The sequence below is a fragment of the Microcoleus vaginatus FACHB-2002 genome (genome assembly GCF_040004035.1).
Taxonomy (GTDB): Bacteria; Cyanobacteriota; Cyanobacteriia; order Cyanobacteriales; family Microcoleaceae; genus Microcoleus; species Microcoleus vaginatus_C.
This window is the reverse complement of record NZ_JAMPLN010000040.1, coordinates 26,501-51,506: the sequence shown is the minus strand read 5'-3', so window position 1 is coordinate 51,506 and position 25,006 is coordinate 26,501. Positions and strand designations below refer to the sequence as shown.

At 47.0% G+C, this 25,006-nt stretch carries 23 protein-coding genes; 16 read left to right on the top strand and 7 right to left on the bottom strand.

All coding sequences use genetic code 11. The annotated features are described in order from the left end of the window. The first annotated feature begins 148 nt into the window (after positions 1–148). A complete protein-coding gene (locus NDI35_RS24970) occupies positions 149–553 on the top strand; it encodes a RusA family crossover junction endodeoxyribonuclease (RefSeq protein WP_445315066.1) in 405 nt (134 codons plus the stop codon). Continuing rightward, positions 550–1,224: a hypothetical protein gene (locus tag NDI35_RS24965; RefSeq protein ID WP_445315065.1), complete on the top strand. Its 675-nt coding sequence runs from the start codon at positions 550–552 to the stop codon at positions 1,222–1,224. The genes NDI35_RS24970 and NDI35_RS24965 overlap by 4 nt, the downstream gene beginning before the upstream one ends. 69 nt (positions 1,225–1,293) lie before the next feature. Here NDI35_RS24965 and cphA read toward each other — a convergent pair whose 3' ends face one another. After that, positions 1,294–4,014, bottom strand: a complete 2,721-nt coding sequence (gene cphA / locus NDI35_RS24960; RefSeq protein ID WP_445315064.1) for a cyanophycin synthetase — start codon at positions 4,012–4,014, stop codon at positions 1,294–1,296. Between the two features lie 335 nt (positions 4,015–4,349). Beyond that, a complete protein-coding gene (locus NDI35_RS24955; protein ID WP_333041076.1) occupies positions 4,350–5,243 on the bottom strand; it encodes a cyanophycinase in 894 nt (297 codons plus the stop codon). Between the two features lie 332 nt (positions 5,244–5,575). On the opposite strand from NDI35_RS24955, the gene trmD reads away from it, so the two are divergent. From trmD to larB, 7 genes are all read left to right on the top strand, one after another. Further along, positions 5,576–6,250, top strand: coding sequence for a tRNA (guanosine(37)-N1)-methyltransferase TrmD (trmD, locus tag NDI35_RS24950; protein ID WP_445315063.1), 675 nt, complete (start codon positions 5,576–5,578; stop codon positions 6,248–6,250). Between the two features lie 57 nt (positions 6,251–6,307). Further along, a complete protein-coding gene (locus tag NDI35_RS24945) occupies positions 6,308–7,711 on the top strand; it encodes a DUF1517 domain-containing protein (protein ID WP_445315062.1) in 1,404 nt (467 codons plus the stop codon). 278 nt (positions 7,712–7,989) lie between these two features. After that, positions 7,990–8,469 carry a 2-C-methyl-D-erythritol 2,4-cyclodiphosphate synthase gene (gene ispF / locus NDI35_RS24940; RefSeq protein ID WP_445315061.1) on the top strand — a complete coding sequence of 160 codons (480 nt, stop codon included), beginning with the start codon at positions 7,990–7,992 and terminating at the stop codon, positions 8,467–8,469. Positions 8,470–8,537: 68 nt separating this feature from the next. After that, on the top strand, positions 8,538–9,086 hold the full coding sequence (locus NDI35_RS24935) for a hypothetical protein (RefSeq protein ID WP_445315060.1): 549 nt from the start codon (positions 8,538–8,540) through the stop codon (positions 9,084–9,086). After that, positions 9,064–9,636, top strand: coding sequence for a PIN domain-containing protein (locus tag NDI35_RS24930; RefSeq protein WP_445315059.1), 573 nt, complete (start codon positions 9,064–9,066; stop codon positions 9,634–9,636). The genes NDI35_RS24935 and NDI35_RS24930 overlap by 23 nt, the downstream gene beginning before the upstream one ends. 40 nt (positions 9,637–9,676) lie before the next feature. After that, positions 9,677–11,437: an ABC transporter substrate-binding protein gene (locus tag NDI35_RS24925; RefSeq protein WP_445315067.1), complete on the top strand. Its 1,761-nt coding sequence runs from the start codon at positions 9,677–9,679 to the stop codon at positions 11,435–11,437. 35 nt (positions 11,438–11,472) lie between these two features. After that, positions 11,473–12,276 carry a nickel pincer cofactor biosynthesis protein LarB gene (larB, locus tag NDI35_RS24920; RefSeq protein WP_445315058.1) on the top strand — a complete coding sequence of 268 codons (804 nt, stop codon included), beginning with the start codon at positions 11,473–11,475 and terminating at the stop codon, positions 12,274–12,276. A 370-nt stretch (positions 12,277–12,646) separates the two neighbouring features. On the opposite strand, the gene NDI35_RS24915 is transcribed toward larB, so the two are convergent. Next, a complete protein-coding gene (locus NDI35_RS24915; protein WP_333335675.1) occupies positions 12,647–13,258 on the bottom strand; it encodes a hypothetical protein in 612 nt (203 codons plus the stop codon). A 325-nt stretch (positions 13,259–13,583) separates the two neighbouring features. Between NDI35_RS24915 and NDI35_RS24910 the strand changes: the two genes are divergently transcribed. The 3 genes from NDI35_RS24910 (at position 13,584) to NDI35_RS24900 (ending at position 15,291) form a co-directional block, all read left to right on the top strand. Beyond that, on the top strand, positions 13,584–13,796 hold the full coding sequence (locus tag NDI35_RS24910) for a CAB/ELIP/HLIP family chlorophyll-binding protein (protein WP_015178249.1): 213 nt from the start codon (positions 13,584–13,586) through the stop codon (positions 13,794–13,796). A 143-nt stretch (positions 13,797–13,939) separates the two neighbouring features. Next, positions 13,940–14,479, top strand: a complete 540-nt coding sequence (psbP, locus tag NDI35_RS24905; protein WP_445315057.1) for a photosystem II reaction center PsbP — start codon at positions 13,940–13,942, stop codon at positions 14,477–14,479. Positions 14,480–14,640: 161 nt separating this feature from the next. Next, a complete protein-coding gene (locus NDI35_RS24900; protein ID WP_445315056.1) occupies positions 14,641–15,291 on the top strand; it encodes a Maf family protein in 651 nt (216 codons plus the stop codon). 180 nt (positions 15,292–15,471) lie between these two features. Here the strand turns inward: NDI35_RS24900 and NDI35_RS24895 are convergent, their stop codons facing one another. After that, the gene (locus tag NDI35_RS24895) at positions 15,472–16,386 is read right to left on the bottom strand and encodes a calcium-binding protein (protein WP_445315055.1); all 915 of its coding nucleotides are present in this window, start codon (positions 16,384–16,386) and stop codon (positions 15,472–15,474) included. A gap of 302 nt (positions 16,387–16,688) precedes the next feature. Between NDI35_RS24895 and eno the strand changes: the two genes are divergently transcribed. Next, positions 16,689–17,969, top strand: a complete 1,281-nt coding sequence (gene eno / locus NDI35_RS24890) for a phosphopyruvate hydratase (protein WP_445315054.1) — start codon at positions 16,689–16,691, stop codon at positions 17,967–17,969. Positions 17,970–18,126: 157 nt separating this feature from the next. Here the strand turns inward: eno and argC are convergent, their stop codons facing one another. Next, positions 18,127–19,185 (bottom strand): N-acetyl-gamma-glutamyl-phosphate reductase, encoded by a 1,059-nt coding sequence (gene argC / locus NDI35_RS24885; protein ID WP_445315053.1) that lies wholly within the window; start codon positions 19,183–19,185, stop codon positions 18,127–18,129. A 446-nt stretch (positions 19,186–19,631) separates the two neighbouring features. Here argC and NDI35_RS24880 point away from each other — a divergent pair, with 446 nt between their 5' ends. Further along, positions 19,632–20,648 (top strand): sulfate/molybdate ABC transporter ATP-binding protein, encoded by a 1,017-nt coding sequence (locus NDI35_RS24880; RefSeq protein ID WP_445315052.1) that lies wholly within the window; start codon positions 19,632–19,634, stop codon positions 20,646–20,648. Positions 20,649–20,768: 120 nt separating this feature from the next. On the opposite strand, the gene NDI35_RS24875 is transcribed toward NDI35_RS24880, so the two are convergent. Both NDI35_RS24875 and hisF read right to left on the bottom strand, forming a co-directional pair. Continuing rightward, positions 20,769–21,110 (bottom strand): low temperature-induced protein, encoded by a 342-nt coding sequence (locus tag NDI35_RS24875; RefSeq protein ID WP_445315051.1) that lies wholly within the window; start codon positions 21,108–21,110, stop codon positions 20,769–20,771. Positions 21,111–21,543: 433 nt separating this feature from the next. Next, positions 21,544–22,335 carry an imidazole glycerol phosphate synthase subunit HisF gene (gene hisF / locus NDI35_RS24870; RefSeq protein ID WP_445315050.1) on the bottom strand — a complete coding sequence of 264 codons (792 nt, stop codon included), beginning with the start codon at positions 22,333–22,335 and terminating at the stop codon, positions 21,544–21,546. 704 nt (positions 22,336–23,039) lie between these two features. On the opposite strand from hisF, the gene NDI35_RS24865 reads away from it, so the two are divergent. Next, complete coding sequence (locus NDI35_RS24865; RefSeq protein ID WP_445315049.1) at positions 23,040–23,378, top strand: zinc ribbon domain-containing protein; 339 nt, start codon at positions 23,040–23,042, stop codon at positions 23,376–23,378. A gap of 553 nt (positions 23,379–23,931) precedes the next feature. After that, positions 23,932–24,891 carry an adenylate/guanylate cyclase domain-containing protein gene (locus tag NDI35_RS24860; protein WP_445315048.1) on the top strand — a complete coding sequence of 320 codons (960 nt, stop codon included), beginning with the start codon at positions 23,932–23,934 and terminating at the stop codon, positions 24,889–24,891. Positions 24,892–25,006: the final 115 nt, after the last annotated feature.

The window sequence follows — 25,006 nt, the reverse complement described above, 5'->3', positions numbered from 1 at the left end:
GATGTTCCCACCCCATATCCTGCTAACTATTAAATGTAGCTAAAGATTCCATCCTGTTTTGAATAATGTTTTTGGCTCTTGATCGCTACATCATACATCAATTCAGCAACGCCGTAAAATAATCCCCAATCTTCTATTTAGAAACACTTTGGCGAGATTTGAGTTCATAGTAGATGGCCCACCAGTATCACAACAAGCTCGTAGGCGATCTCTTCTTAAAGCTTGGAAAGTGACAGTGAGGCAAGAGGCTGAAAAATACTGGTCTTCGGAGCAGAAAACAGCTACTGGCCTAGTGATGCTTCAGATAACTTATTTCTACGATTCTGTTAAAATCGATGTAGACAACATAGTAAAGCCAATTCAAGATGCAATTATCGGGCTAGCCTATGTCGATGACGATCAAGTAACTGATGTTCTAGTCCGCAAGAGGAATTTATCAACTAACTTTAAAGTAGAAAATATGACCTCGATTCTAGCGGAAGGATTTGCCCGTGGTAATGAATTCTTGCACATTGTCGTAATTGATGCTCCTGACAAAGAGGTACTGACATGATCGCAACCCCAACTGCAAACATAGAAAGAGAGCAACTGCTGAAACTAGCAGAGGAGTATCGTGAGAAAGGTTATGAAATTTCATTTCATCCAAACTCTGAAGATTTACCGGACTTCCTTAAAAGCTATCGCCCGGATCTGATAGTGCGCCGGGGCGAAGAATCGGTGGTTATTGCAGTCAAGTCACGCGCTTCACTCAAGTCACCCTCTACTACATATCTACCTAATTTAGCCCAAGCAGTAGCAGAAAATCCCGGCTGGAGGTTTGAGTTAGTGATGACTAACTCGGAGGATGCAGTCGATATTTCCAAAGCTGAGGATTCTTTTCAAGAGCATGAAATAGAGTTGGGTTTGCAAGTCGCCAAGCAACTTGTAACACAACATCTAGAGTCAGCACTGCTATATTCTTGGTCTTTAGTTGAGGCAACTTTGAGGATTGTTGCCCATAAAGAAGAGCTAAGTTTGCAAAGATTAGAACCGCGGTATTTAGTGAAACAACTGACGGTTGAGGGCGTGATTTCTAAATCCGAATATCAGTTATTAATGAATGCGCTTTCTTTGCGGAACGCTATTGCTCATGGGTTTAAAACTACACAACTTACGCAAAATTCTGTGTGCGAACTGATTGAGGTAACAGAGAAAATATTGAAAGATAATACGGCGGTTGTCTAAAGCAAAAAGGTTGGGTTTCCTTTCGTTAACCCAACCTATTAATAATGTAATGAAATCCAACTTCAGACTTTAGCCTTGATTCACCACAGTCGGTTTTAAACTTTCCTGTGACTTAGATCGATCTAAACCATTTTGAACTTCCACAGATTCCTTAATCGGTTTCCGGGCTTCAATTAAACTCAAAGCTTTGTTGACACTTTCAGGTAAAATCACTACCAAACTGCCGGCCGGTGCCTCGTCTAAAGCTTTGTTGACAGCCGTTGTTTCGTCGAGAATCAACTCGTATTCAACTTGAGATTTGTTTGCGGTTCCAGCAGAAATTGCCTCTGCAATTCCCTGGCAAATTAACTTGGCCACAACACCGGGTTCTCGCCCGCGCCTGTCAATATCTTCCTTCACAATAATGCGATCGAACATCTCGGCCGAAAGTTTGCCCAGCGTGACAAAATCTTCATCTCGCCGGTCTCCAGGGGCACCTACTACCCCTATCCGCCCTCCCGGCCAATTCAGCACGAAACTGCCCAAAGCTTTGTAGCTGTGGGGGTTGTGGGCGTAGTCGAGCAAAGCGTGATAGTTGCCCAATTTAAACAAATTCATCCGTCCGGGAGTTTGACCGACGGATGCTTGGAAGCTGGACAAAGCCGATCGAATATCTTCTATTTTCACTCCTTGGGCAAAAGCCGCCAAACAAGCTGCTAAAGCATTAGCAATCATAAACGGCGCGCGCCCGCCCATCGTCAGCGGCACGTTTACAGCCTGCTCAATTCTCAGCGTCCAATCGCCTTTTAAGATCGACAAGTAGCCATTTTCGTAAATCGCTGCCAGCCCGCCCGCAGCGGTATGTTTGGCAACCAGTTCGTTGTCCGGGTTCATCGAAAAATAGGCAATTTGAGCCTTGACACGCTGCGCCATTTGTGAGACCAGCGGGTCGTCTGCATTTAAAACTGCATAGCCTTTGGGCATTACCGCCTCGACGAGGACGCTCTTGAGTTTGGCCAGTTGTTCCACGGTGTCGATGTCGCCAATTCCCAAATGATCGGCTGCGACGTTCAAGACGACGCCGACATCGCACTGATCGAAGCCCAGGCCCGATCGCAAAATTCCGCCTCTAGCTGTTTCCAACACTGCCACTTCTACCGTCGGGTCAGACAAAATCAATTGAGCACTCTGCGGCCCGGTATTGTCTCCGCTTTCGACCAAATAATCGCCGATGTAAGTGCCGTCGGTAGTCGTGTAGCCGGTAATCTGACCGGTCTGCTTGACAATGTGGGCAAGCAGGCGAGTGGTTGTAGTTTTGCCGTTGGTTCCCGTTACCGCTAAAATCGGCACCCGGCTGGGTTGAGGCGAGGGGAAAAGCATATCGAAGACGGCGCCGGCGACGTTGCGGGGTAAACCTTGACTTGGGGCGACGTGCATTCTGAAACCCGGTGCTGCGTTGACTTCGACGATGACGCCGTTGACATCGCGCAGGGGTTGGGAGATGTCGGGAGTTACGACATCAATGCCGGCGATGTCCAAACCGATAATTTTGGCGACTCTGGAAAACAGCCAGACGTTTTCCGGGTGGATTTCGTCGGTGCGATCGACTGCAATTCCACCGGTACTCAAGTTTGCTGTCGCGCGCAAAAATACTCTTTCGCCGGCGGGCACTACGGAGTCCATGGCGTATCCTTGTTTTTCCAGCAAATCCAGGGACAATTTGTCGATCGTGATCCGGGTGAGCACGTTGTCGTGTCCGTCTCCTCGCTGCGGGTCGCGGTTTACTTCTTCAATAAGCTGTTCTACTGTAAACTTGCCGTTACCCACGACGTTAGCGGGGACTCGTTCTGCAACTGCTATGACTTGCCCGTTGACTACCAATACTCTGTGGTCACGGCCGACGTAATAGCGCTCGACGATCACACTTTTTGTTTTTGATGCGGCGCTGGCTAAGTCGTAGGCTTCTTCTGCTGCTTCCCAGGAATTGATGTCGATCGTAATGCCGCGGCCGTGGTTGCCGTCTAGGGGTTTGAGGACGATCGGATAACCGCCGACATCTTCGATCGCCCCGCGCAGTTCATCCAAATAATGAATCACCGTTCCTCTGGGAACCGGTACACCGGCGCTGGCGAGGATATTTTTGGTACCTTCCTTGTCACAGGCAAGTTCTACTCCCAAAACTCCCGTGCGGTTGCTCAGAGTTGCCTGAATCCGCTTTTGGTGAACCCCGTAGCCGAGTTGAATCATAAACCGGGCGCTCAAAGGTATCCAAGGAATGCCGCGCGCTTCTGCTTCCTTAATCAGTGTTTCCGTGCTCGGCCCCAGGGCCGCCGACGCAGCAAACTCTCTCAGGTCTCTCAAATCTTGGACTAATTCTGCTGCTGGATAAGTGCCTGTCTCGGCAATGCTTTGGCACATCCGCACGCCCGCCCGGGCTGCATAGCGACCTGCTTGTTCGTTTTGATACTCGATCACTACTTGGTAAATGCCTGGGGTCGCAGTCTCGCGGGTGCGACCGAACCCGACCGGCATTCCTGCCATTTCCTGAAGTTCTAGGGCGACGTGTTCGATTACGTGTCCCATCATTGTCCCTTCTCTGACCCGTTGCAGGAATCCTCCCTGATGGCCTGGAGAACAGTGATGGTCGTTCAAACTCGGAAGTGCGGCGATCAACCCTTCGTAGAAGCCAGGAATTTCCGCTGTGGTTTTATCTGCCCACTCCTCTAAATCCAGACGCATCAGGACGAGTTTCTGGCGTCGGATGCTCCAGTAGTTGGGGCCGCGTAAGGTCTGGATTTTAAGTATTTTCATGGCAGTTAGAGGGGTATGGGGCGCGAAATCTTATAGATAATTGGAGCATTTATTCAATTTCGATCTAGATTGCTCGATCGACTGTTCGCTACGAACAGTTTGGGAGTGAATTTCCAGTTATGGGCTACCCAATTGAAAATTCATGCCCCTACGATCGGCTAAAAACAAGTACAGGCCAATGGCTAGCCAAAACTCAAAGCCCGAAGCTAGAATTTTCTGTGGTTCGGCCTGGGGTCAGACCGTGGCTGCTTCGGAATCTATTCTATTTTTGTATCCATGATTCGGCCGGAATGTCGCCTAATTTCTGCCGAATCAATGACAAGAGATGTTCTACGTTAGTTGGCTGTGCGGCATTCGGGGGGCCAGCCAGACTCGGAACAGGCTCCTGATGGCATTGGTTTGCCGAGGGGCATATTGTAGCAATCTCCGTGACATAGAACGTGCAAGCGCATATTGAACAGACTTAAGGGTTCTGTCGCTCCTACCATAGACTCATTGGTATAAAAATTTTCCCTAGAATCAACAATAGTCACAGTGCCTTTACCGAGAATTTTCATAGTATCGTCTCCCTCAAACAAAGCGCAGGTGTCTTCGTCAATACCAATAGCGAGGCGATCTGGATGGCAAGCCACAGCCGACAGCAAGCGAGCCATGCGGTTGCGGTTGTGAAAATGCTGATCGACGATGATCTCAGGAATAATGTTAAGTCCGTTTGCCATGTCTACTAAAGAGCGGTTTGGTGACGCCCCACTCCCACCGCCTGCAATCATGTGATATCCCATCACCGCAGCACCCGCGCTGGTGCCAGCGAGCGTAATCTTGCCTTCGAGAGTTTCTTTGCGAATTTTCTCCATCAGCGGGGTGTCCGCCAGCAGTCCACAGAGCCGCAGTTGGTCGCCGCCTGTAATGAATACGCCCGTACAGTCTTCTAAGTAATCTTTCCAGACGGGGTTTTCCCCTTGTTCGCGTTCGCGGATGTCCACTACTTTGACTGCGCTAACGCCCATTTCGTCAAATATGGTGCGGTAGCGGTTGCTAATTCCTTCGGGATCTCGCGAAGCGCAGGGAACGATCGCCAGCCGAGCGTTTGCACCCCCAGCACGGCAAAAAAAGGTGTTCAGAATCTCTCGCCCGTGAACTTTGTCTTCGGCTCCCCCGATGACCATAATCGAGGTTTTTGTGCGCTGGGGAATATTGTGTTCAAGGGCTTGAGATGTCAACTGCTGCATGGTGTGTCTTCCTCTGTTGGATGTGAAATTCAATTTTGCCGTTGCTGTGGGTACAATAGGGCTTTTTAAGAATAAATTTTTGTTTGTGCCAGTGAGGTGCGATCGCCGATCGCACTATCCCGCAGTTGTTTGGGGGCGAGTTTACTTGCAGTCGCTGTCATGAAAAACAGATTATTTTTGTACAAAACCTGCCCGCCGACACAGGAAGAGAATTTAACTTGCCAAAATTTTCAGAAATTATAAGAAATTATAAAGAATAAAGCAATTACTGAAAACTGAACTCCCTCTAAAGGTCAAACTAGAGGTGATGTATCAATGAAATTCCAATAATTGTGCGATTTGACGTTGTTACCCTATTTCCAGAATTTTTCCGGGCTCCCCTGGAGTCGGGACTGATGGGCAAAGCCTTAGCTAAAAAAATTGCTGAGGTGAATTTTGTCAATCCCCGCGATTTTACCACAGACAAACACCAGCGAGTCGATGATGAGCCTTACGGGGGCGGAGTGGGGATGCTGATGAAGCCGGAACCGATTTTTGCTGCGGTGGAGTCGCTGCCGGTTTTGCCACGGCGAGAAGTGATTTTGCTGACTCCCCAGGGGGAACCGATGCAGCAGGCGATGTTTCGGGAGTTGGCGGCCGAGCGCGATCAGTTGGTGTTGATTTGCGGTCATTATGAAGGTGTGGACGATCGAGTGCTGCATTTGGTAACTCGCGAGGTATCTTTGGGGGATTTTGTACTCACGGGGGGCGAAATTCCGGCTTTGGCTTTGATTAATGGGGTTTTGCGATTGCTGCGGGGAACTGTGGCGAAGGAAGATTCCCTAAAGTTTGAGAGTTTTGAGGACGGACTTTTGGATTATCCGCAGTACACTCGACCGGCGGATTTTCGGGGATTGAAGGTGCCCGACGTGTTGCTGTCTGGTAATCACGCAGAAATTGCTCGCTGGCGCAAGCAACAGCAAATTGAAAGAACGCGCCAAAGGCGACCGGATTTGCTAGCGGATTAGTTAACTCTTGACTTTTAACAGTCTGGGTTGAGCATCCTATTTTTAGCAGAGAAACTTATGTTAAAAAATCAACTTTTGTGCTGTACGGCGATCGCCTTTTTGCTTGCCGCTGAAGTTACTGTCAATTTAACTCCTAGCCGCGGGGGCAAATGGTTACATATTAACCGGGAAGCTTTTGCCCGAAGCAGTGGCGGAAGTAGCAGCGGGCGATCGTCTTCTTCTAGTTCCAGTTCGAGTTCCAGCCGATCTAGCAGTACCTCGCCTAGCCGTTCTAGTCCTTCTAGTTCTTCTAGCAACAGCTCGTCTGGCACTTCTTCTAGTCCTTCTAGTCCTTCTAGAAACAGCTCGTCTGGCACTTCTTCTAGTTCGATTCCCAGCCGTCCCAGCACCAGTGGAAACACTGGGGGAAGAGTTCGCAGCGGCTCTTTTGAAAAGCCAGCTTCACCTGCACCTGTCGCCACACCTAACGCTCCAATTCCCCAACAATATGGAAATAACAGAACAGTAATTATTCAGCGCCGCACCTATAATTCCACTCCGAGTTATGCAGTTCCTTACAATCCCGGTAACAGTCAGCCAAATACTGGTTATAATCCAGAGCCAGCAGTTAATCCAACGCCAATCACCACTGATAATTGGGGCGATAACCAACTCGGAGCGCCCTCTTCAGACAATCCCGGTAACAGTCAGCCAAATACTGATTATAATCAACAGCCACTAATTAATCCAGCCCCAATTCCCACGGAAAATACCTCAGACAACGCTCCGAGTTCGCCATCATCTGAGGATTGGAAATTGTTTTGGTTTTGGCTGTTTTGTTCGGCTGGGGGTGTAGCGTTAATCGCTTACTGTATTTACTATTATCGGCCCCAGTCTGGCACTCAAAATAAAAAACATATTTTTGCGGTCAGCAAATTGCAAGTTGCAATGTTAGTGGGATATTGCCCAGGAGTTCAAAGTCAGCTAAATGAATTGACATTAAATTCTGACCTAAAAAGTGCGACCGACAGGGCAGAATTTTTGCAAGAATGTGTTCGGGTTGTTTTGCGTTCGTGCGACAAGTGGACTCACGTTTGCGGGAATTCCCAGATATTTGCGAGTCGGGAGGAAGCGGAGCAAATATTCAATCAACTCTCAATTCAAGAACGCAGCAAGTTAAGTGTAGAAACTCTGAGTTTGGTTAACGGCGACATCCGCCGCCGCCAGTCTGTCAGTGCTGGCGATCGAGGGCAGGGAGAGTATATGGTAGTGACGTTTTTGATAGGAACCGAGGATGTCAGACCGCTGTTTGGAGACATTCGCGATGTTGAGAAATTGAAAATAGCGTTAGAGAAATCGGCGGCGACTCCTGCAGATAAGTTGCTGATTTTTGAGTTGATTTGGAGTCCGCAGGAGGAAATGGATAGTTTGAAGGGCGATGAGTTGTTGAGTTCCTATCCAGAGTTGATTCAGGTTGGTTGATGGTTGATAGCTGAGGGCGATGTTTGAGCTTGGCAATGATCAGTCTAGTTCGGGCGGTAGTTTTAAGTAAAATAATCCTGGACGCATGGGTATGTAGAAAGCGGGTTGGATGGCGCGTCTACTTCTTTCCAAACCCCACCCAGGGTAAAAAACTCGGTTTGTTTGTTCCGAGTCGGTAAGTTTTAGTAAAAAGCTCGATCGCCCAAAAAACTGAATTATTTTCAGACAAAATATGAAATAATTGTCTACTGTCTGCTTTTCTCAAAAATCTACTTTACATGAACATCCGCATCGGCAACGGCTACGACATTCACTGCTTAGTTCCAGAACGCCCCCTCATCCTCGGCGGCGTGCACATTCCCCACGAATTAGGCTTATTAGGACACAGCGACGCCGACGTGCTCACCCACGCTATCATGGACGCTATGCTCGGAGCTCTCAGCTTAGGAGATATCGGGCTGTATTTCCCGCCAACTGACCCGAAATGGAAAGGTGCTGATAGTCTCGTATTGCTCGCACAAGTCAATCAGTTAATATTAGATAAAGGCTGGGAAATCGGCAATATTGATTCGGTGGTGGTGGCGGAACGTCCAAAGCTGAAACCGCATATTGAGCAAATGCGCGATCGGCTTTCTACTGTCCTACAATTAAAACCAGACCAAATCGGCATCAAAGCTACTACAAACGAAAAGTTAGGGCCGGTGGGGAGAGAAGAAGGAATTGCAGCCTATGCTGTAGTTTTGGTGGGCAAAAAATAGAACTCTACAATCTAAAATTGATAGTGGAGTCAATTCTTTAATCCAAAATCGCTAGGAAGCCTGAAATCATGGACACTGACACCTGGGAATTACAATTTCCTGTAGACGCGGATGTCATCGCGTTGGATAAGGACGATCGCATAGTCGTGCTAATCGAGGTTAAAATTATTCAGGCTCAAGAAGCAGACGCAAAACAGAAAATTGTCGATCGGGCGATTGATTGGCTGAAAGCTGTGTTAGCTAAGCTGTCTGAAAGAAACGCGATCGTTCCCTATGCTATGTTTATTGACGCGGAACAAATTTTGATTTTCAAATGGGATGGTGTGAATTTATCGGAGCCTGTTTGCACTCTAAATACTGGTGAAATATGTCGCTATTATATGCCGACTTTTGGCAGTCAATGGCTCTCTGAACGTACCCTTGGGGGGCTGATAGAATCGTGGCTGCATGACTTAGATTATAACTGGAAATCCGAAATTCCTCCAGCATCAGAACAGATATCAGCCATCGGTTTGCTGCCATTACTCGCAGGTGGAACAACAAAATCACGAGTGGAATTAGGTGGCAATTATATATATCGAGACCAACTTTCTGATGAGTATTGCTACAGGGCGTGAGGCTGAAGCAATTATGTTGCTCAGAGATTTGTCCTCATCAGTTCAGTTAGTCATACCCAGCGTTTGTTATATGGAGGCTTGGTCAGCTTTCGAGGACGAGTTGAAGCGACAAAACTCTTTTAAGGAACAGCTAAACCGTCAAATTAGCGAAACAAAGCGAGATGTTACCTCTGAAAAGATCGCATCTCTATCTTTTCACCTAGAAGAGTCATTAGTTTACTATCTCGAACGAATAGATGAAATTGAATTACGGTTGCGTGAAGCAATTTTTCTGATGTCATACAATGCCGAAATGATTGCATTAAATCCAGAGATTATTCAAGCAACTTTAAACACACCTATCATCAAAAAAGACCCAACAGACAATTTGATTTTACACAGTATCCTCAGTCATGCCCGATCGCATTCTACAGAAACCAAAGTATTTCTCAGCGGTAACGTCAAAGAATTTGGTCTACCGGAAGTTCAAGATGTTTTGCGAGAAGCCGGGATTACAAAGTATTTCGCTGTCACTAAAAACTTTCTAGGTTGGTTACAATCTCAGTCATAGTTGCACGCAGATGGTATAGTAAAAAATTATGAAAATTTCTATGATGCTACATTCAAGACTGCGCTGGCTGGCGATTTTACTGGCGGCAATTGCCACTATAACTCTGTCTGCGTGCACTCCAGCCCGATCGAACTTAGTAAACAGACTCGTCGTTCCCACCCCCAGCGGCCCAGCAACCTTTAACTACCCCCTAAATCAATCTGCATACAGCGTTTTTGGCTATATGTACGAGGGACTGATCAACGAAAACGGCTTGACCTCTGAGTTAGAACCCGGTTTAGCTGAGTCGTGGGAAGTTTCTAAAGATGGCAAAAAGATTGTCTTCACCCTGCGAGAGGGGTTGAAATGGTCGGACGGCGAACCAATGACTACTGATGACATTATCTTTAGCTATGAAAAGATTTATTTCAATGACAAAATTCCTAGCGGTTTGAAAGATATTCTGAGGGTTGGCATCAGCGGCCAATTTCCAAAAGTCAAAAAACTCGACAGTCGCCGCGTAGAATTTTCCGTTGCAGAACCCTTTGCTCCTTTTATTAGATATGCTGGGGGAATCCCAATTTTACCAGCTCATATTTTACAGGAATCTATCGATAATACAGATGCAGACGGCAAGCCTCAATTCTTGACTACTTGGGGCACGGATACTGACCCTAAAAAAATTGTGGGGAATGGTCAATACCGAATGCTGAGCTATACTCCCAATCAGCGCGTTGTTTTGGAACGAAATCCGTATTTTTGGCGCAAAGATGCTGAGGGAAATGTTCAGCCTTACATCCAGCAAATTGTTTGGCAAATTATCGAAAATACTGACAATCAACTGCTGAATTTTCGATCGGGCGATTTGGATACTCTGAACGTGGAGCCGGAAGTGTTTCCGCTGCTGAAACGGGAGGAAAAACGCGGCCAATATACGGTCTTTAATGGCGGCCCGGATACTGGCAGCGTGTTTATGTGTTTCAATCTGAATAAGGGGCGCAATGCTCAAAATCAGCCGTTTGTAGACCCGGTTAAGTCTCGCTGGTTTGCGAGTAAGGAATTTCGGCAGGCGATCGCCTACGGCATCAACCGCGAGGCGATGACTAACAATATCTATCGCGGACTTGGCGCGCCGCTGCATTCCCCAATTCCGGCGCAAAGCCCGTTTTACCTGTCCCCAGAACAGGGATTGAAAACTTACAGTTACGATCAACAAAAAGCCAAAGAGTTGCTGTTAAGCGCAGGCTTCAAGTACAATCCTAACGGCGAATTGTTGGATGCAGAGGGCAACAAAGTGCGATTTACTTTGTTGATGGCTGCGGGTAAAAAAGTTCGGGAACAAATGGCAACGCAAATTAAGCAAGACTTGGGCAAACTGGGGATGCAAATTGATACGCAGTTTCTGAGTTTTAACACTTATGTGGAAAAGCTGCGTTTGACGCGGAATTGGGATACTTACCTCGGTGGTTTTACCGGAGGTACTGAACCGCACAGCGGCTACAATATTTGGTCGGTAAATGGGACTTTGCACAGTTTTAACCAGGGCCCGCAAGCCGGAGAACCGCCGATTAAGGGTTGGGAAGTGTACGACTGGGAGCAGAAAATCGATGACCTTTACGTGAAAGCTTCCCAGGAGCTTGATGAGGCGAAGCGTAAGAAGCTTTATGCTGAAACGCAGCGGATCATAGCGGAACAACTGCCTTTCATTTATATGGTGAATCCGCTGACTTTTGAGGCGGTGCGCGATCGCGTTTCGGGAATTCGCTATAGTGCCCTCGGCGGTGCTTTCTGGAATTTGTACGAGCTGAAAATAACAGAATAGTCAGCAGTTAGCAGTCATTATTCAGTCATTAATTAATGGAACCTGAAATTTTACAGAAGTTACTCGAATCTGTGGCTGCAGGCGATATTAGCCCGATCGCAGCTTTGGATAAATTAAAGCATTTTGACTTTGAACAAGTCGGCGATTTTGCCAAAATTGACCACCACCGCACTTTAAGAACGGGTTTTCCTGAAGTAATCTGGGGCCCAGGGAAAACGCCAGACCAAATTGTTGAAATTATCGAGGCGATGCGCGGGCGAAATTCTGCGGTGATGGCGACGCGAATCGAACCGGAAGTTTTCGAGCAATTGCAACAAAAAATACCCGATTTGTGCTACTACCAAAAGGCTCGAATTTGTGCAATTTCTCCTAATTCTCCAACTCCGCAGCATCCGGGTACTGTGACTATTATCAGTGCGGGAACGGCGGATTTGCCTGTAGCGGAAGAGGCGGCAATTACTGCGGAACTTTGCGGTTTTCAGGTGCGACGTTTGTGGGATGTCGGAGTTGCCGGCATTCACCGCTTGCTGAGCAACCGGCACGTAATTGCTGATGCTGATGTATTGATTGCGGTGGCGGGTATGGAAGGTGCTTTGGCGAGTGTGGTTGCGGGTTTGGCAGATTGTCCGGTGATTGCTGTGCCGACAAGTGTGGGTTACGGCGCGAGTTTTGGCGGGATTGCTCCTCTTTTAACTATGCTCAATTCTTGTGCGGCTGGTGTGGGTGTGGTGAATATTGATAATGGGTTTGGGGCGGCGATTTTGGCTTGTCAAATTCTCAGAAGTGCTGGCAGAGTGGGGAGAATCGGAGAGGGGGAGAATCGGAGAGAGGGAGAATAGTTACAAACCCCCTCTATCAGATAAGACTAAGGCCAACTGTCACAGGACGATCGATTTTTAGGGTGCATCTTGCAGCATTCTCAAGAACAGGCTTTCCGGCCTGTTCCACAAAGAGTGAGTTTTCTTGTGAGGTGGGCCGAAGAGCCCGCCCGTAAAAAACCTAATTGAAAATGGTGCAACATCTCAAGTGCCTCAGACTCCGTTATTGAAAGATTATTGAAGATTTCCGGTAGTAGAGCACCTTACTATATATGCCCGTGGCGTCCAGGACTGCCAGACTCGGCGGTTGAAACCCGGTCTCAACTTGTCTCTCGTTCCAGCAGAGGAGGACTAAAAAATACAGGAGGTATTATTCAAGCCGGATTTGATATTACTTGCTGCCTAGCCAAATCGGATAAGCAGAAGAATCCTCAGCTTTTAACTTTTGCGCCTGATAACTTTTGCTAGTCCAACTAGCCACAGTTTGCAGGCTTTCTGTCAAACAACTTTCGCTGCCAAACGCTTCAAATCCCAAAGTCCACCACGCGCTGCCGTTAATGTTCAACTGAGTAAGTTCCACGGTGCAACCTTGGGGAATTGGGGCTTCCACAGGCACAGACATCAGGGAACCAGGGGCCGAAACTTGATAAAGACGCTGCGCTCGCTTTTTCTTGACTCCCACCCACTTTCCTGTCGCCACAATATCCGCCGGTATCGGCGCCATCGTGTCCGCACAAACCCACTTCAGCCACTTCTCGGCTTTGCCTTCCCAGCGATTGGCGAACTGCATTGTCCCTAACTCTGCCTGACGCCACTTTACCTCCAAGGTTTTCCCACGAAGCTTCACTCCCAAGTAGTCGCAGTTAGGTACTAGCAAATATATGTCTTCCCGCTCTTCGGGAGGCGAAAGATACGCGCCGAGACTCTCGCTTCCAAACCATTGATTGATCGATTTTGGCAGTGCACCGCTATAAAACCACCGCATTTCCAGACTGGCCCGCATAAATTTTTCCTCCGTTCCACAATTTTCGTCAAACCCAGACTGGATTTGCCATACACCATCGACTTTTGTGCCTCTCCACTCTATCCTCCCCCCTCCGGGGCCGAGAGTCTACCCACAGTCCTACCATTTTAGATTTTAGATTTTAGATTTTAGATGTGGGAGAGACTGACTAGATAAGGGTTTAGAGCTTGCCTACAGTTGCATTTTTTTTTTAAACTGGTTTCAGAGCGAGGTCTTTAAAAAAAATTTCTCACAATCCTTTACATATCTTCACAAGTCTGTTACATTTATTTACAGTAGACTAAAAACCATTTAGGAAAAAAACATGAGTAACAGAGGCTTAATGCTGGACGACCAAGGCAAAATGAACAATTTTGCGATCGAGCCGACAGTATACATCGATGACGAACCCCGCACCGGCTTTACCCCCTACGCAGAACGCTTAAACGGCCGCCTTGCCATGATTGGCTTTGTTTCTCTCTTGGCTTTAGAAGTTTCGACCAAGCACGGGCTGATTAGCTGGCTGACTCACCTGTAATGATTTTGTTAACAATTAAACTATATGGCTATGGATCGCTGGCGTTACACAAACAGCGATCCATAGCTTAACTATTTTTAGGGGCAAGGTTTGGTGAGACAATTAAAATTAAATATTTTTGTTTTACCCTACCCGTAAAAAGAATGCTCAAACGAATTGCGGCAATACTTTTGGTGGTTCTAAGCCTCACCTTGACCGGTTGTGTGTCTAAAGTCACCGGACTCAAAAGCTACGTTGATACTGGCGACGGCTATCAATTTCTCTATCCTAACGGCTGGCTGCCGATCGCGGTTTCTAACGGGCCCGATGTGGTGTTCCGCGATTTGATTCAGCAAACCGAGAACGTCAGCGTGGTAATCAGTCCAGTCGCGAAGGACAAAACTCTGGCGGATTTGGGAACGCCGACGGATGTGGGATACAAGCTCAGCAAAAGTGCGATCGCCCCGACTGATTCCGGCCGCGAAGCTGAATTAGTCAATGCAGAAGCTCGTGAATCGCGATCGAAAAACTATTACATTTTAGAATACGCCGTTAAGTTGCCAAACCAAGAACGCCACAACTTAGCGAGTGTAGCCGTCAGCCGCGGCAAACTTTTTACCCTTAACGTTTCCACTACTGAAGAACGCTGGCCGAAGGTAAAAGAAGCTTTTGAGAAAGTTGTTAAATCTTTCTCTGTTTATTAGGGAATTGGGAATTGGGAATTGGGCATGGGGCATGGGGCATTGTTGACTGTTGACTGTTTACTGTTCGCTGTTGACTGTTGACTGTTCGCTGGAAACCTCACTACAGTTAACTGACAACTGTCAACTGTCAACTGTCAACAGTCAACTGAACTTCTTAAATGATGAAAATTCCAACTTTTGTATTAGCTTCAGCTTCTCCAGCGCGCCGCCGCCTGCTAGAAAATGCCGGCATTCAAGCTGTGATTTGCCCCAGCGAATTTGATGAAGGGCAAATACAAATGAGGGATGCCAATAAATTAGTGCAGGTTTTAGCAGAGGGAAAAGCTGAGGCTGTAGCTAAGTTTTTACTGGCTAATTCTCACCCGCAAATCCCTAATCCCAAATCTTGTTTGGTTTTGGGATGCGATTCAATTTTGCTCATAGATGGCGAAATTCACGGCAAACCCAAAGATGCGGAAGAAGCAATCTCGCGCTGGCAGAAAATGCGAGGTAAGGTGGGCGAACTGTATACGGGTCATGCTTTAATTGATACTAGATTCGATGACTTTGATCAGGCCAGGTCGCGATCGGTCATTCGCTGTCAAGTTACAAAAGTTCATTTTGCGGAAGTTACCTCGCGCCAAATTGCGGCCTACGTCGCTACCGGAGAGCCCCTCGCCTGTGCAGGCTGTTTTGCACTGGAAAGTAAAGGCGGCTTTTTTGTGGAAAAAATCGAAGGATGTCACACGAATGTGATCGGTTTGAGCTTACCTCTGCTGCGGCAAATGCTCGGCAAAATGGGATATGATGTGGCGGATTTTTGGCAATCTTAAAGTTGGGTGGACAAGGAACAATTTACATTGCCCATAATCTCAGAAATGGGGAGGCAGAGCAACAGTGAAATGCGTTCCCAGGCATAGCCTAGGAAGAGTATGAATTTTGCCTTTCCTCTTGTGGAAGGGGCGTTTCGCCCGTCCGTGCTATGCAAATTAGCCTTGCCCACCAGTTGGTAATTATCCTAGAGCGATCGTCCCATCCGATACAGATATAAACTGAAGTTGATCCGGCGAAACATCCTTCACCAAACCCAAGATATTGCCGCTGCTAGCTTCCCGAATCACCGTCGCCTTAGTATTTAAAATTCTAAACTCCAGAGTTCGAGGCTGTCCCGGAGGAAAAGGGCCACTGCTATCGTAATCTCTGGCATCACCAATTGTTAAAAACCTTTCGCTCAAAACAATATCATTTCGCGTCAATCCAGATGCCAATCCAATTACATCACCTTCAGCCGGATTGTAATCAAGAATAAAATCTGCAGGCACTTCATCTACATCAAAATTGTCACTAGGAGGCGGTTGAAGCGAACCAATTTCCCCCGAAGTTGCTCCCACTTCTGTGCGGAGGACAAACAAATCTGCGCCTTCACTTCCCCAAAGTCTATCAATTCCAGCATCACCGATTAGAGTATCGTTTCCACTGTCTCCTACTAAAGCATCATTTTCTTTACCGCCGCGAATAAAGTCATCGGCCGTGCCTCCATAAACGTAGTCATTACCTTGATCTCCGCTGACAAAATCGCTGCCACATTCTCCATAAAGAATGTCAAAATCTTGGCCACCGCGAATAGTATCGCTGCCACAACCTCCGATTAAAGTATCTGTGCCACTGTTACCGTTCATCAGTTCCGCACCACCGGAACCTCTGACAAAATCGTTACCATCTAAAGCCCGCAAACCTCCGGGAGTATTCCGCAGAATTCCGTTTGCTAATTGAAATGCGTCGTCATTGGGAGTTAAGTCAAAAAAGTTGGGGTCGCTGGCTGGATTTGGCAATGGCCCTGTGAGTAATTTGATGTTTGGGGGATCAGCAATAATTGGGTCTGAATTTTCAGCTAAGGCTCTAATTTCTCCGAGATTTGTTTCTAACATCCTAAGTTTCTCCTTTTTTGATTGACTTTGTTGATATTCTGATTTTAACAAAGGTTCCAATTAAGAAATCTGCGGGAATGTGGGGTTACAACAATCAAATTATTGTCAAAATTGCCGGAGAGCATTGTTCAACAAGCCTAGCTTATTGACAACAATCTGCGCGTCCAAATCCGCAAATATTTTGAACTGTGTACCAATAATTCTGGGGATCGCGTACTCTATTACCCGTCAGCAGTCAGCGTGGGAAAATCCACAGACTGCTAATTGTCATGAAACCTTGAGTTAAGTTCGGAATAATTAATATGCTAGACACTGCGATCGAATCTATTCAAGCCAGAGAAATCCTCGACTCCCGCGGCCGCCCCACCATTGAAGCTGAAGTTTACCTAGCCAACGGCGTTGTGGGGCTCGCCCAAGTCCCCAGCGGCGCCTCTACAGGCTCTTTTGAAGCCCACGAACTCCGCGATGATGACAAAACCCGTTACGGCGGCAAAGGAGTCCTAAAAGCCGTTGCTAACGTCGAACACAAAATTGCCCCCGCTTTGGCTAATCTAGATGCGATCGACCAAGCGCTGGTAGACAAAACCATGATTGACTTGGACGGTTCCCCCAACAAATCCCACCTCGGCGCGAATGCCATTCTCGGAGTCTCCTTAGCCACAGCAAAGGCGGCCGCCGAAACTTTAGGACTCCCCCTTTACCGTTACTTGGGCGGCCCCTTAGCGAACGTTTTGCCCGTACCACTGATGAACGTGATCAACGGGGGATCTCACGCTAACAATAATGTGGACATTCAAGAATTTATGATTGTCCCTGTGGGTGCGCCTTCTTTTAAAGAAGCTTTACGCTGGGGTGCAGAAGTATTTGAATCCTTGAGTAAAGTCTTAAAAGCTGAGGGTTTGCTGACTGGTGTGGGTGATGAAGGCGGTTTTGCGCCTAATCTGAAATCCAATCAAGCAGCTTTGGATTTGTTGATTGCAGCTATTGAAAAAGCTGGCTATAAACCAGGTGAACAAGTTGCTTTGGCTTTGGATGTTGCTGCCAGCGAATTTTACAAAGATGGGCAGTATACTTACGACGGTGTGGCTCATTCGCCGGCAGAATTAATCGATTATTTGGATGGTTTGGTGAGTCAATATCCGATTATTTCGATTGAAGATGGTTTGCACGAAGACGATTGGGACAGTTGGGTAGCGCTGACGCAGAAAATGGGCAGCAAAGTTCAATTGGTGGGTGACGATTTGTTTGTTACTAATCGCACGCGGCTGCAAAAAGGAATTGATTTGAAAGCTAGCAATTCGATTTTGATTAAGCTGAATCAAATTGGTTCTTTGACAGAGACTTTGGATACGATCGACCTCGGCAAACGCAACAGCTATCGAGCCGTCATCAGCCATCGTTCCGGTGAAACTGAAGATACCACAATTGCCGATTTAGCGGTAGCGACTCGCGCCGGTCAAATCAAGACTGGTTCTTTGTGTCGCAGCGAACGAGTTGCCAAATATAACCGTTTATTGCGGATTGAGGCTCAATTGGGCGATCGGGCAATTTATGCTGGGTCGATCGGTTACGGGCCAAAATAACACTGGATAATTGGGAATTGGGAATGGGTAATTGGTAATCGGTAATTGGGAATGGGTAATTGGTAATCGGTAATCGGTTAGTTTTTAATTTTTATCACCAATGCCCAATGCCCAATGCCCAATGCCCAATGCCCAATGCCCAATTACCAATTACCAATTAAGGATAGAAAGCCAATTGTGGCAAACCCAAAGTTTCTTCCCAGCCCATCATCAAGTTCATGCACTGGATGCCTTGGCCGGCTTGTCCCTTAATTAAATTGTCGATCGCCGATAGCACAATCACCCTGTCAGTACGCGGATCGACTTCCACACCGATGTAACACAGATTTGTGCCGCAAGCCCATTTTGTTTGCGGATAAACTCCAGCCGGTAACACTTTTACCCAAGGAGAATTGCGGTAAAAAGCACTGAAAATTGTGATTAAATCTTCCCTCACCAAACCCGGATCGCGCAAAGTTGCGTACACAGTAGCCAGAATTCCCCGCACCATCGGAATGAGGTGAGGAGTAAACTGAACTTTAATATCATGTCCCGCTAAATCGCTGCAAATTTGCTCGATTTCGGGCGTGTGGCGGTGGCGGCCAACGCCGTAAGCGCCCAGAGAACCCTCTGCTTCAGCCAACAAGAGATTAACTTCGGCTTTGCGGCCCCCTCCCGAAGTGCCTGATTTGGCGTCGATAATTGCCGTTTCTGGCACTATGAGCCCTTGTTTGAGCAAAGGTGCCAGCGCTAACAAACTAGCAGTGACGTAGCAGCCAGCACAGCCTACTAACTGAGCGTCTTTAATTCGATCGCGATACAATTCTGGCAAACCGTAAACAGCCGTTGCCGCCACTGATGAGTCCGATCGCTCGCCGCCGTACCAAGCTTTGTAAGTTTCCAGATTTTCAAATCTGTAGTCAGCCGACAAATCCAAGACTTTGCAGCCTTTTTCGAGCAGCGTCGGTGCCATTTTGCAAGCTAAACCGTTCGGCAGCGACAGAAACACAACTTCACATTTTGCCGCTATTTTGTCTAGGTCGATCGCCTCGACTGTCAAATCAATGCAGTTAGTCAAATGTGGATAAAGGCTGGAAAAAGGTTTTCCCGCACTGCTATCCCCGCCCAAATACACTACTTCAGCCGCTGGGTGATCCGCCAGCAGTCGCACAAGTTGCACGCCGCCGTACCCTGAAGCGCCGATAATTCCTACAGGCACACGTCCAACATCTCCCATTTTCCTTTATCCCCTCAGCCGTTGAAGTCAAAAACGCTTGAACTTTTGCTGCATTGTAGTACCAAACGCCAACTTTGGTGGCAAAGAATTGTGTTGTTTTGTTTTGGAGGTGCATTTTTGTTAATTTTCCGCTGTTTGACCCTGCCCAAAAAGGGATACAAAGCCCCGACTCCTTTCCTGGAGAGCCCAAAATTTTAGACCAAAGTGCCATCTTCCAGATTCAAAGCTGCAAGTAAATCTAAAATCTCAAATCTAAAATCTAAAATCGACTGACCGATCGCCAAAACCCTACAATTAACAAACTGATGTGCGATCGTGCTATAAAAAAACTTACCTTAACCCATCCACAAACCGGAGATTAACATTTTTCGCTCTTGCCTCTTGCCTCTTGCTTCCTGTATCCAGCCTTTTCCCTCGAACCTCTTCCCTCTTCCTTCTTCCTACCTATGGGCATAGTTGTAGAAAACGTATCAAAACAGTTTGGCAGTTTCCAAGCACTCGATCGAGTCAGCTTAGAAATTGAATCGGGTTCCCTAGTCGCATTGCTGGGCCCCTCTGGTTCCGGCAAGTCTACACTGCTGCGGCTGATTGCGGGTTTAGAAATGCCCGACTCTGGCAAAATCTGGCTGACAGGCCAAGATGCCACGAATACTAGCGTCCAAGAGCGCAAAATTGGGTTCGTGTTTCAGCACTACGCGCTATTCAAGCACATGACAGTGCGAAAAAACATCGCTTTCGGGATGCAAATTCAGAAAACACCGCCCGCGAAAGTCAAATCGCGAGTAGAAGAATTGTTGAATTTAGTGCAATTGGCAGGATTGGGCGATAGATACCCGTCGCAACTTTCAGGAGGCCAGCGGCAGCGGGTGGCCCTCGCCAGAGCCCTGGCTGTGGAACCGAAAGTGTTACTGCTAGACGAACCTTTTGGGGCTCTCGATGCCAAAGTTCGCAAAGATTTGCGTGCTTGGTTGCGGCGACTGCACGACGAAGTTCACGTTACCACAGTCTTTGTGACGCACGATCAAGAAGAAGCGATGGAAGTTGCCGATCACATTACAGTAATGAATAAAGGTAAAATCGAACAAGTAGGAACACCCGCAGAAATTTACGACCATCCAGCGAGTGCTTTCGTCATGAGTTTTATCGGCCCAGTCAATGTATTGCCCAGCAGTTCGAGGATGTTTCAAGACAACGGCTTTGACTCAGCCAACCCGGAGATTTTTTTGCGCCCTCACGACGTAGTAATTGAAACTACAGAAAATAGTGCAACAGTGCCTGCAAGAATCAGTCGCTTGATTCATTTGGGATGGGAAATTCAGGTAGAATTAACCTTAGATGACGGTCAAGTAGTAAACGCTCATTTGACGAGAGAAAGATTCGATAGCTTGAACTTGCAGCCCCAGCAAAGAGTATTCGTAAAGCCGAAAGGTGCCAAGTCCTTTCCACTTTTTTATTCAATCTGATACCAATTCTGAAAACTAGAGATAAAGTTAGATTGGATACGACATTTCAAGGGACACGGCGTCATGCCGTGTCCCTAATCTTTTATACTGACAACTGTCCGCTGACTACTGCGCGCTGAGTTAGTCTTTAATTTTGCTGACAGCTTTTTTGACTTGTTGCTCAAAGGATGTAGCTTGTGTATTGGAAGGATTTTTCATTTTTTCAATGTCAGCGTCTCCCTGAACTTCGTTGGGTCCTTTGTTGGCTTTTTCTTGAGTTTCTTCCAAGGACATTGGTTTTTTCAGGACAACTTCTTGAGATTCTTTTTCAATCCCTAAAAGTTGGTCTTCACCTTTGGTGGGGCTGCTGGTAACGGCAAAAGCGGGGAAAGCATTAGAAACAAACATCAAAGCACAAAAACAAACAGCTATTAAAGTGCGGACTAAACGCTTGGCAGGGAAGTTAAAGCTGATAAAAGACATACAAAATTTCTCCGTTTTTAGAAGTTTTGATCGCTAAGATTGTTAACAGGCTGAAGCTCACTCATATTCTGCACAATCTTTAACTCAAGTTTGAGAAAAGCAACCGTTGCTTTCTTTCAAAGTGAGCTCATATATAATATTTAGCTGAAAAAGCGGGTATTTGAAATCCTTCTCAGGGAATATTTCTAGATGACTGGCGTTGGTTGCCCCAAGAGATTTATGTAGAAGGCACTTGTGTAGAAGCAAAAAAATTCTCTATAAGTGCCTTCGGATGCGCCTCACATACCAGTATCAATGTCAGTAACTGGTTTTATCGTGGGGTGGGGGCGGGTTTATTTAGCCTGTTTGCAATGTGAGAGGGCGCTTGAGTGAACCCGCAGAGCGGTTTGTGGAAAATGTTGCAAGATATGAGATGGGCCCGACTATCCAGTGACTAATGACTAATAACCAATGGCTGCTGCTGTCGCACGGGAATTTGATATTTTGCTAGATAAGTTTTAATTTCTCCTACACTGAGTTGCCCGTAATGCAGCAGGGAAGCCAGCAGGGCTGCTTCTGCTTTGCCCTGTGTCACGGCTTCGTAGATGTGGTGGCAGTTGCCGGCGCCGCCGGAAGCAATAACGGGAATTTCGACAATTTCGGCAATGCTTCGAGTTAATTCCAAATCGTAACCGGCTTGAGTGCCGTCCGAGTCCATGCTTGTCACCAGAATTTCGCCCGCGCCGCGCTGTTCGGATTCTTTAGCCCAGGCGATCGCATCTTTGCCAGTATTTTCTCGCCCTCCGCGCACGTACACGTCCCAACCAGGATTATCCGCGTCTTGCCGTTTGCGGGCGTCGATCGCCACTACAATGCACTGATTACCAAATCGATCGCTGGCTTTGTCAATTAAACTCGGATCGCGCACCGCCGCCGAATTAATACTCACCTTATCAGCGCCCGCCCTCAATAAACTTTTAATTGTGTCTAAGGATTGGATACCGCCGCCCACGGTCAAAGGGATAAATACCCGATCGGCCGTTCGGTACACCACATCGATCATAATATTCCGGTCTTCGTGAGTCGCTGTAATGTCCAGAAACACCAACTCGTCAGCACCCGCATCATTGTAAACCTGAGCCATTTCTACCGGATCGCCAGCATCCTTAAGGTTGACAAAATTGACACCTTTGACCACGCGACCGGCTTTCACATCCAGACAAGGTAAAATTCTTTTCGACAACATACAATTCTCTTCCAATTTAACTTACTCGGCGGGAAACGCCCCGCTATAACTGTACTCATCTTAGCGGTGCGATGAAAGCCAGGGTTGTTTTTTGCCGTCCTGTTTGTGGTTTGGACTCCTAGCTGGAGAACGAGTTAAACAGGCAAGGAATAACCAATCTCTCAGCTATCACAAGACGGTAACAATAAATAAAATTTATTTTAAAAATTTGATAAATCATCATAAATGTCGCAACGATTGCCACAACCAAGCATTCAAAAGCTAGATATATGGACTCAACCTATGCAGAGCATTCATCAACTTATTTGAAGAACGGGCATCTTTCCTGAAGTTATAGTTAACGCATGACAAGCAATCACTTCATTACCACGAAAAGTACAAATTGTTCGTGAGAAATTCCTCAAGTTTCTAGGGAAGCTGGGTATTGTTTTTGCTATCAACCACAAATTATAAAAATCTAAGCCGTAAGCAGCATAAACTATATCGCAAACTTCAGGATTAAAATCATCGCCCTAAAGCCCGCATAGTGCCATAGCTCGCGAAAAGATGGCAAACCGTCGTGAGAATTCCAGGAAAAAATCTCTCCCAAATTGGTGCATTAAAACCCAGTTATCGTTGTCATAGTTGTTGAAAATAGGGCAATCAATAACTTGGCAAAAAACAACTTTGTAGCTAAAGTAATTAGCGATTGCGGATGGTCAAAATTGACCATACCAGTGAAAGACAAAGCTGCAATAGACGGTAAAACTTACCTCGAAATTGGTCGGTTTTTCGCACCATCGAGTAAGAGTTGCTACGTAGGTCTGAATCAGGTGGGTAGCCTTCCGTTGGAACTGCGTAGCTGGACTTGTTCCAACTGCAAAACTAAGCACGATAGAGAGGTGAATTCTGCTATCATTATTGGCGATGAAGGGCTGGGATTATTAGCGTTAGGAACTAGCACTACTGCTCATGGACGGAATGTAAGTCTGATGGTGGCAAGGAAATCTTCGGTACGATCGACTGTTCCTGTTGAAATTGGAAGCTTACACCATAGGGAGTAGTGCACAGAAGTCTGGATCTGCATAGCAGCCCACACCCCCTACCCCCCGCCTAGCTCTACCGTGTACAGACAAGTTGATCGCTGACCCATATTGTAGAAACCCTGTTTCCTAGAATCTTGATTTCTCGTTTTGCCGAATCAATAACTTAAAATTCATGAAAATAAGGTTCCTTTCTGAGATTCATGCGAAACTTGGGTTTCAGGAATGGTATTGAAAGATTTCGGACTTCTGTGTACACGCTAGCCCCCTAGCCAGAGAGCCATTTTCCCACTTTTTTCTGGCCCATCAAAATAAATAAAAGTTGTCTCCCCTCGGGGGCAGGCAGTATGATCAGGTACAATCTTGGTAGACAGTCTGTTTTTACTGCCTGCTTTGGTAGAGCGAATCATAAATACCTTCGCTCGCTCGATCGAATTTATGGTTCACAAATCCTGCAGGGGCTAGGTGCATCGACGATGGACTAAAAAATCTAAAATCTGAAGTCTCAAATCTCAAATCGGTTAATTTTGTGTCGTTTCTAGGACTGTTGTGACGAGTGCAACCCAATCCACATATGGTACTTCGCACAGAAGGCGGCAATCGCTACTTGCCGCTCTCCGGCAGCAATTGCTGGACAGTAGGGCGGAGCGATGACAATAATTTTGTACTGACAGATCGCTGGATTTCCCGTAATCACGCGATGTTACAGCAAATGGAGACAGGAGAGTTCTACCTGATCGACTTGGGCAGCCGCAATGGTTCCTTTGTCAACGGGCGGCGGGTCAGTATTCCTGTCACTCTCCGAAATGGCGATCGGATTATTTTCGGTCAAACCGAATTGGACTTCTACAACCCAACCGCGGGCCATCGGCACGATCCAATACACGATACAGACTCGGATGATTTTACGGCGACTTTGACGGTACGCAGCCTCATTAGCGTCATGGTAATGGACATCCGAGACTTTACAGTTTTGACTAGGCAGCTAGACGAAACCCTCCTCTCGGAAGTCATCGGCAATTGGTTCCGCAAAGCAGGACAGATCATTCGCGAACACGGCAGTTGGGTGGACAAATACATCGGTGATGCCATCATGGCAGTCTGGTTCCACAAAACCAGCGGTGTCAGCAGCGAGGAAATGATGCGGATTTGCCAAGCTTTGAGCGAACTGCACAAGGCAACAGACGAACTCAGCAGCCGTTACCCCCTGCCTTTTCCTTTGCGAGTCGGGGCCGGAATCAATACCGGTTATGCAATGGTGGGAAATTCTGGCAGCAGCGACCGATCGGACTACACCGCCTTGGGAGATACTGTAAACGCAGCATTTCGCCTGGAGTCTTGCACCAAGCAACTCGGCAAGGATATCGCCGTCGGAGAAACTACCTACAAATACCTGACGCAATTGGGAGCCCAGGGCGCTTTCGAGCCACACACCGTGGCTTTGAAGGGTTACGACACTCCCAGTCTGACTTACGCTGGTACTTATGCTGACTTGAACGCTTTTCTCAAAACGAAAGGAAAGAGTTCTCCATAGCTAGAAAATTGCGTGCAGGGCAAAAATTAACCCTTTAAAATGGCAGTCCGAGTTTTTAATTTGGAGTGCCTTTTATAAACTGGCCTGCGATGCTTAAAAGTCAGTTAATATCATA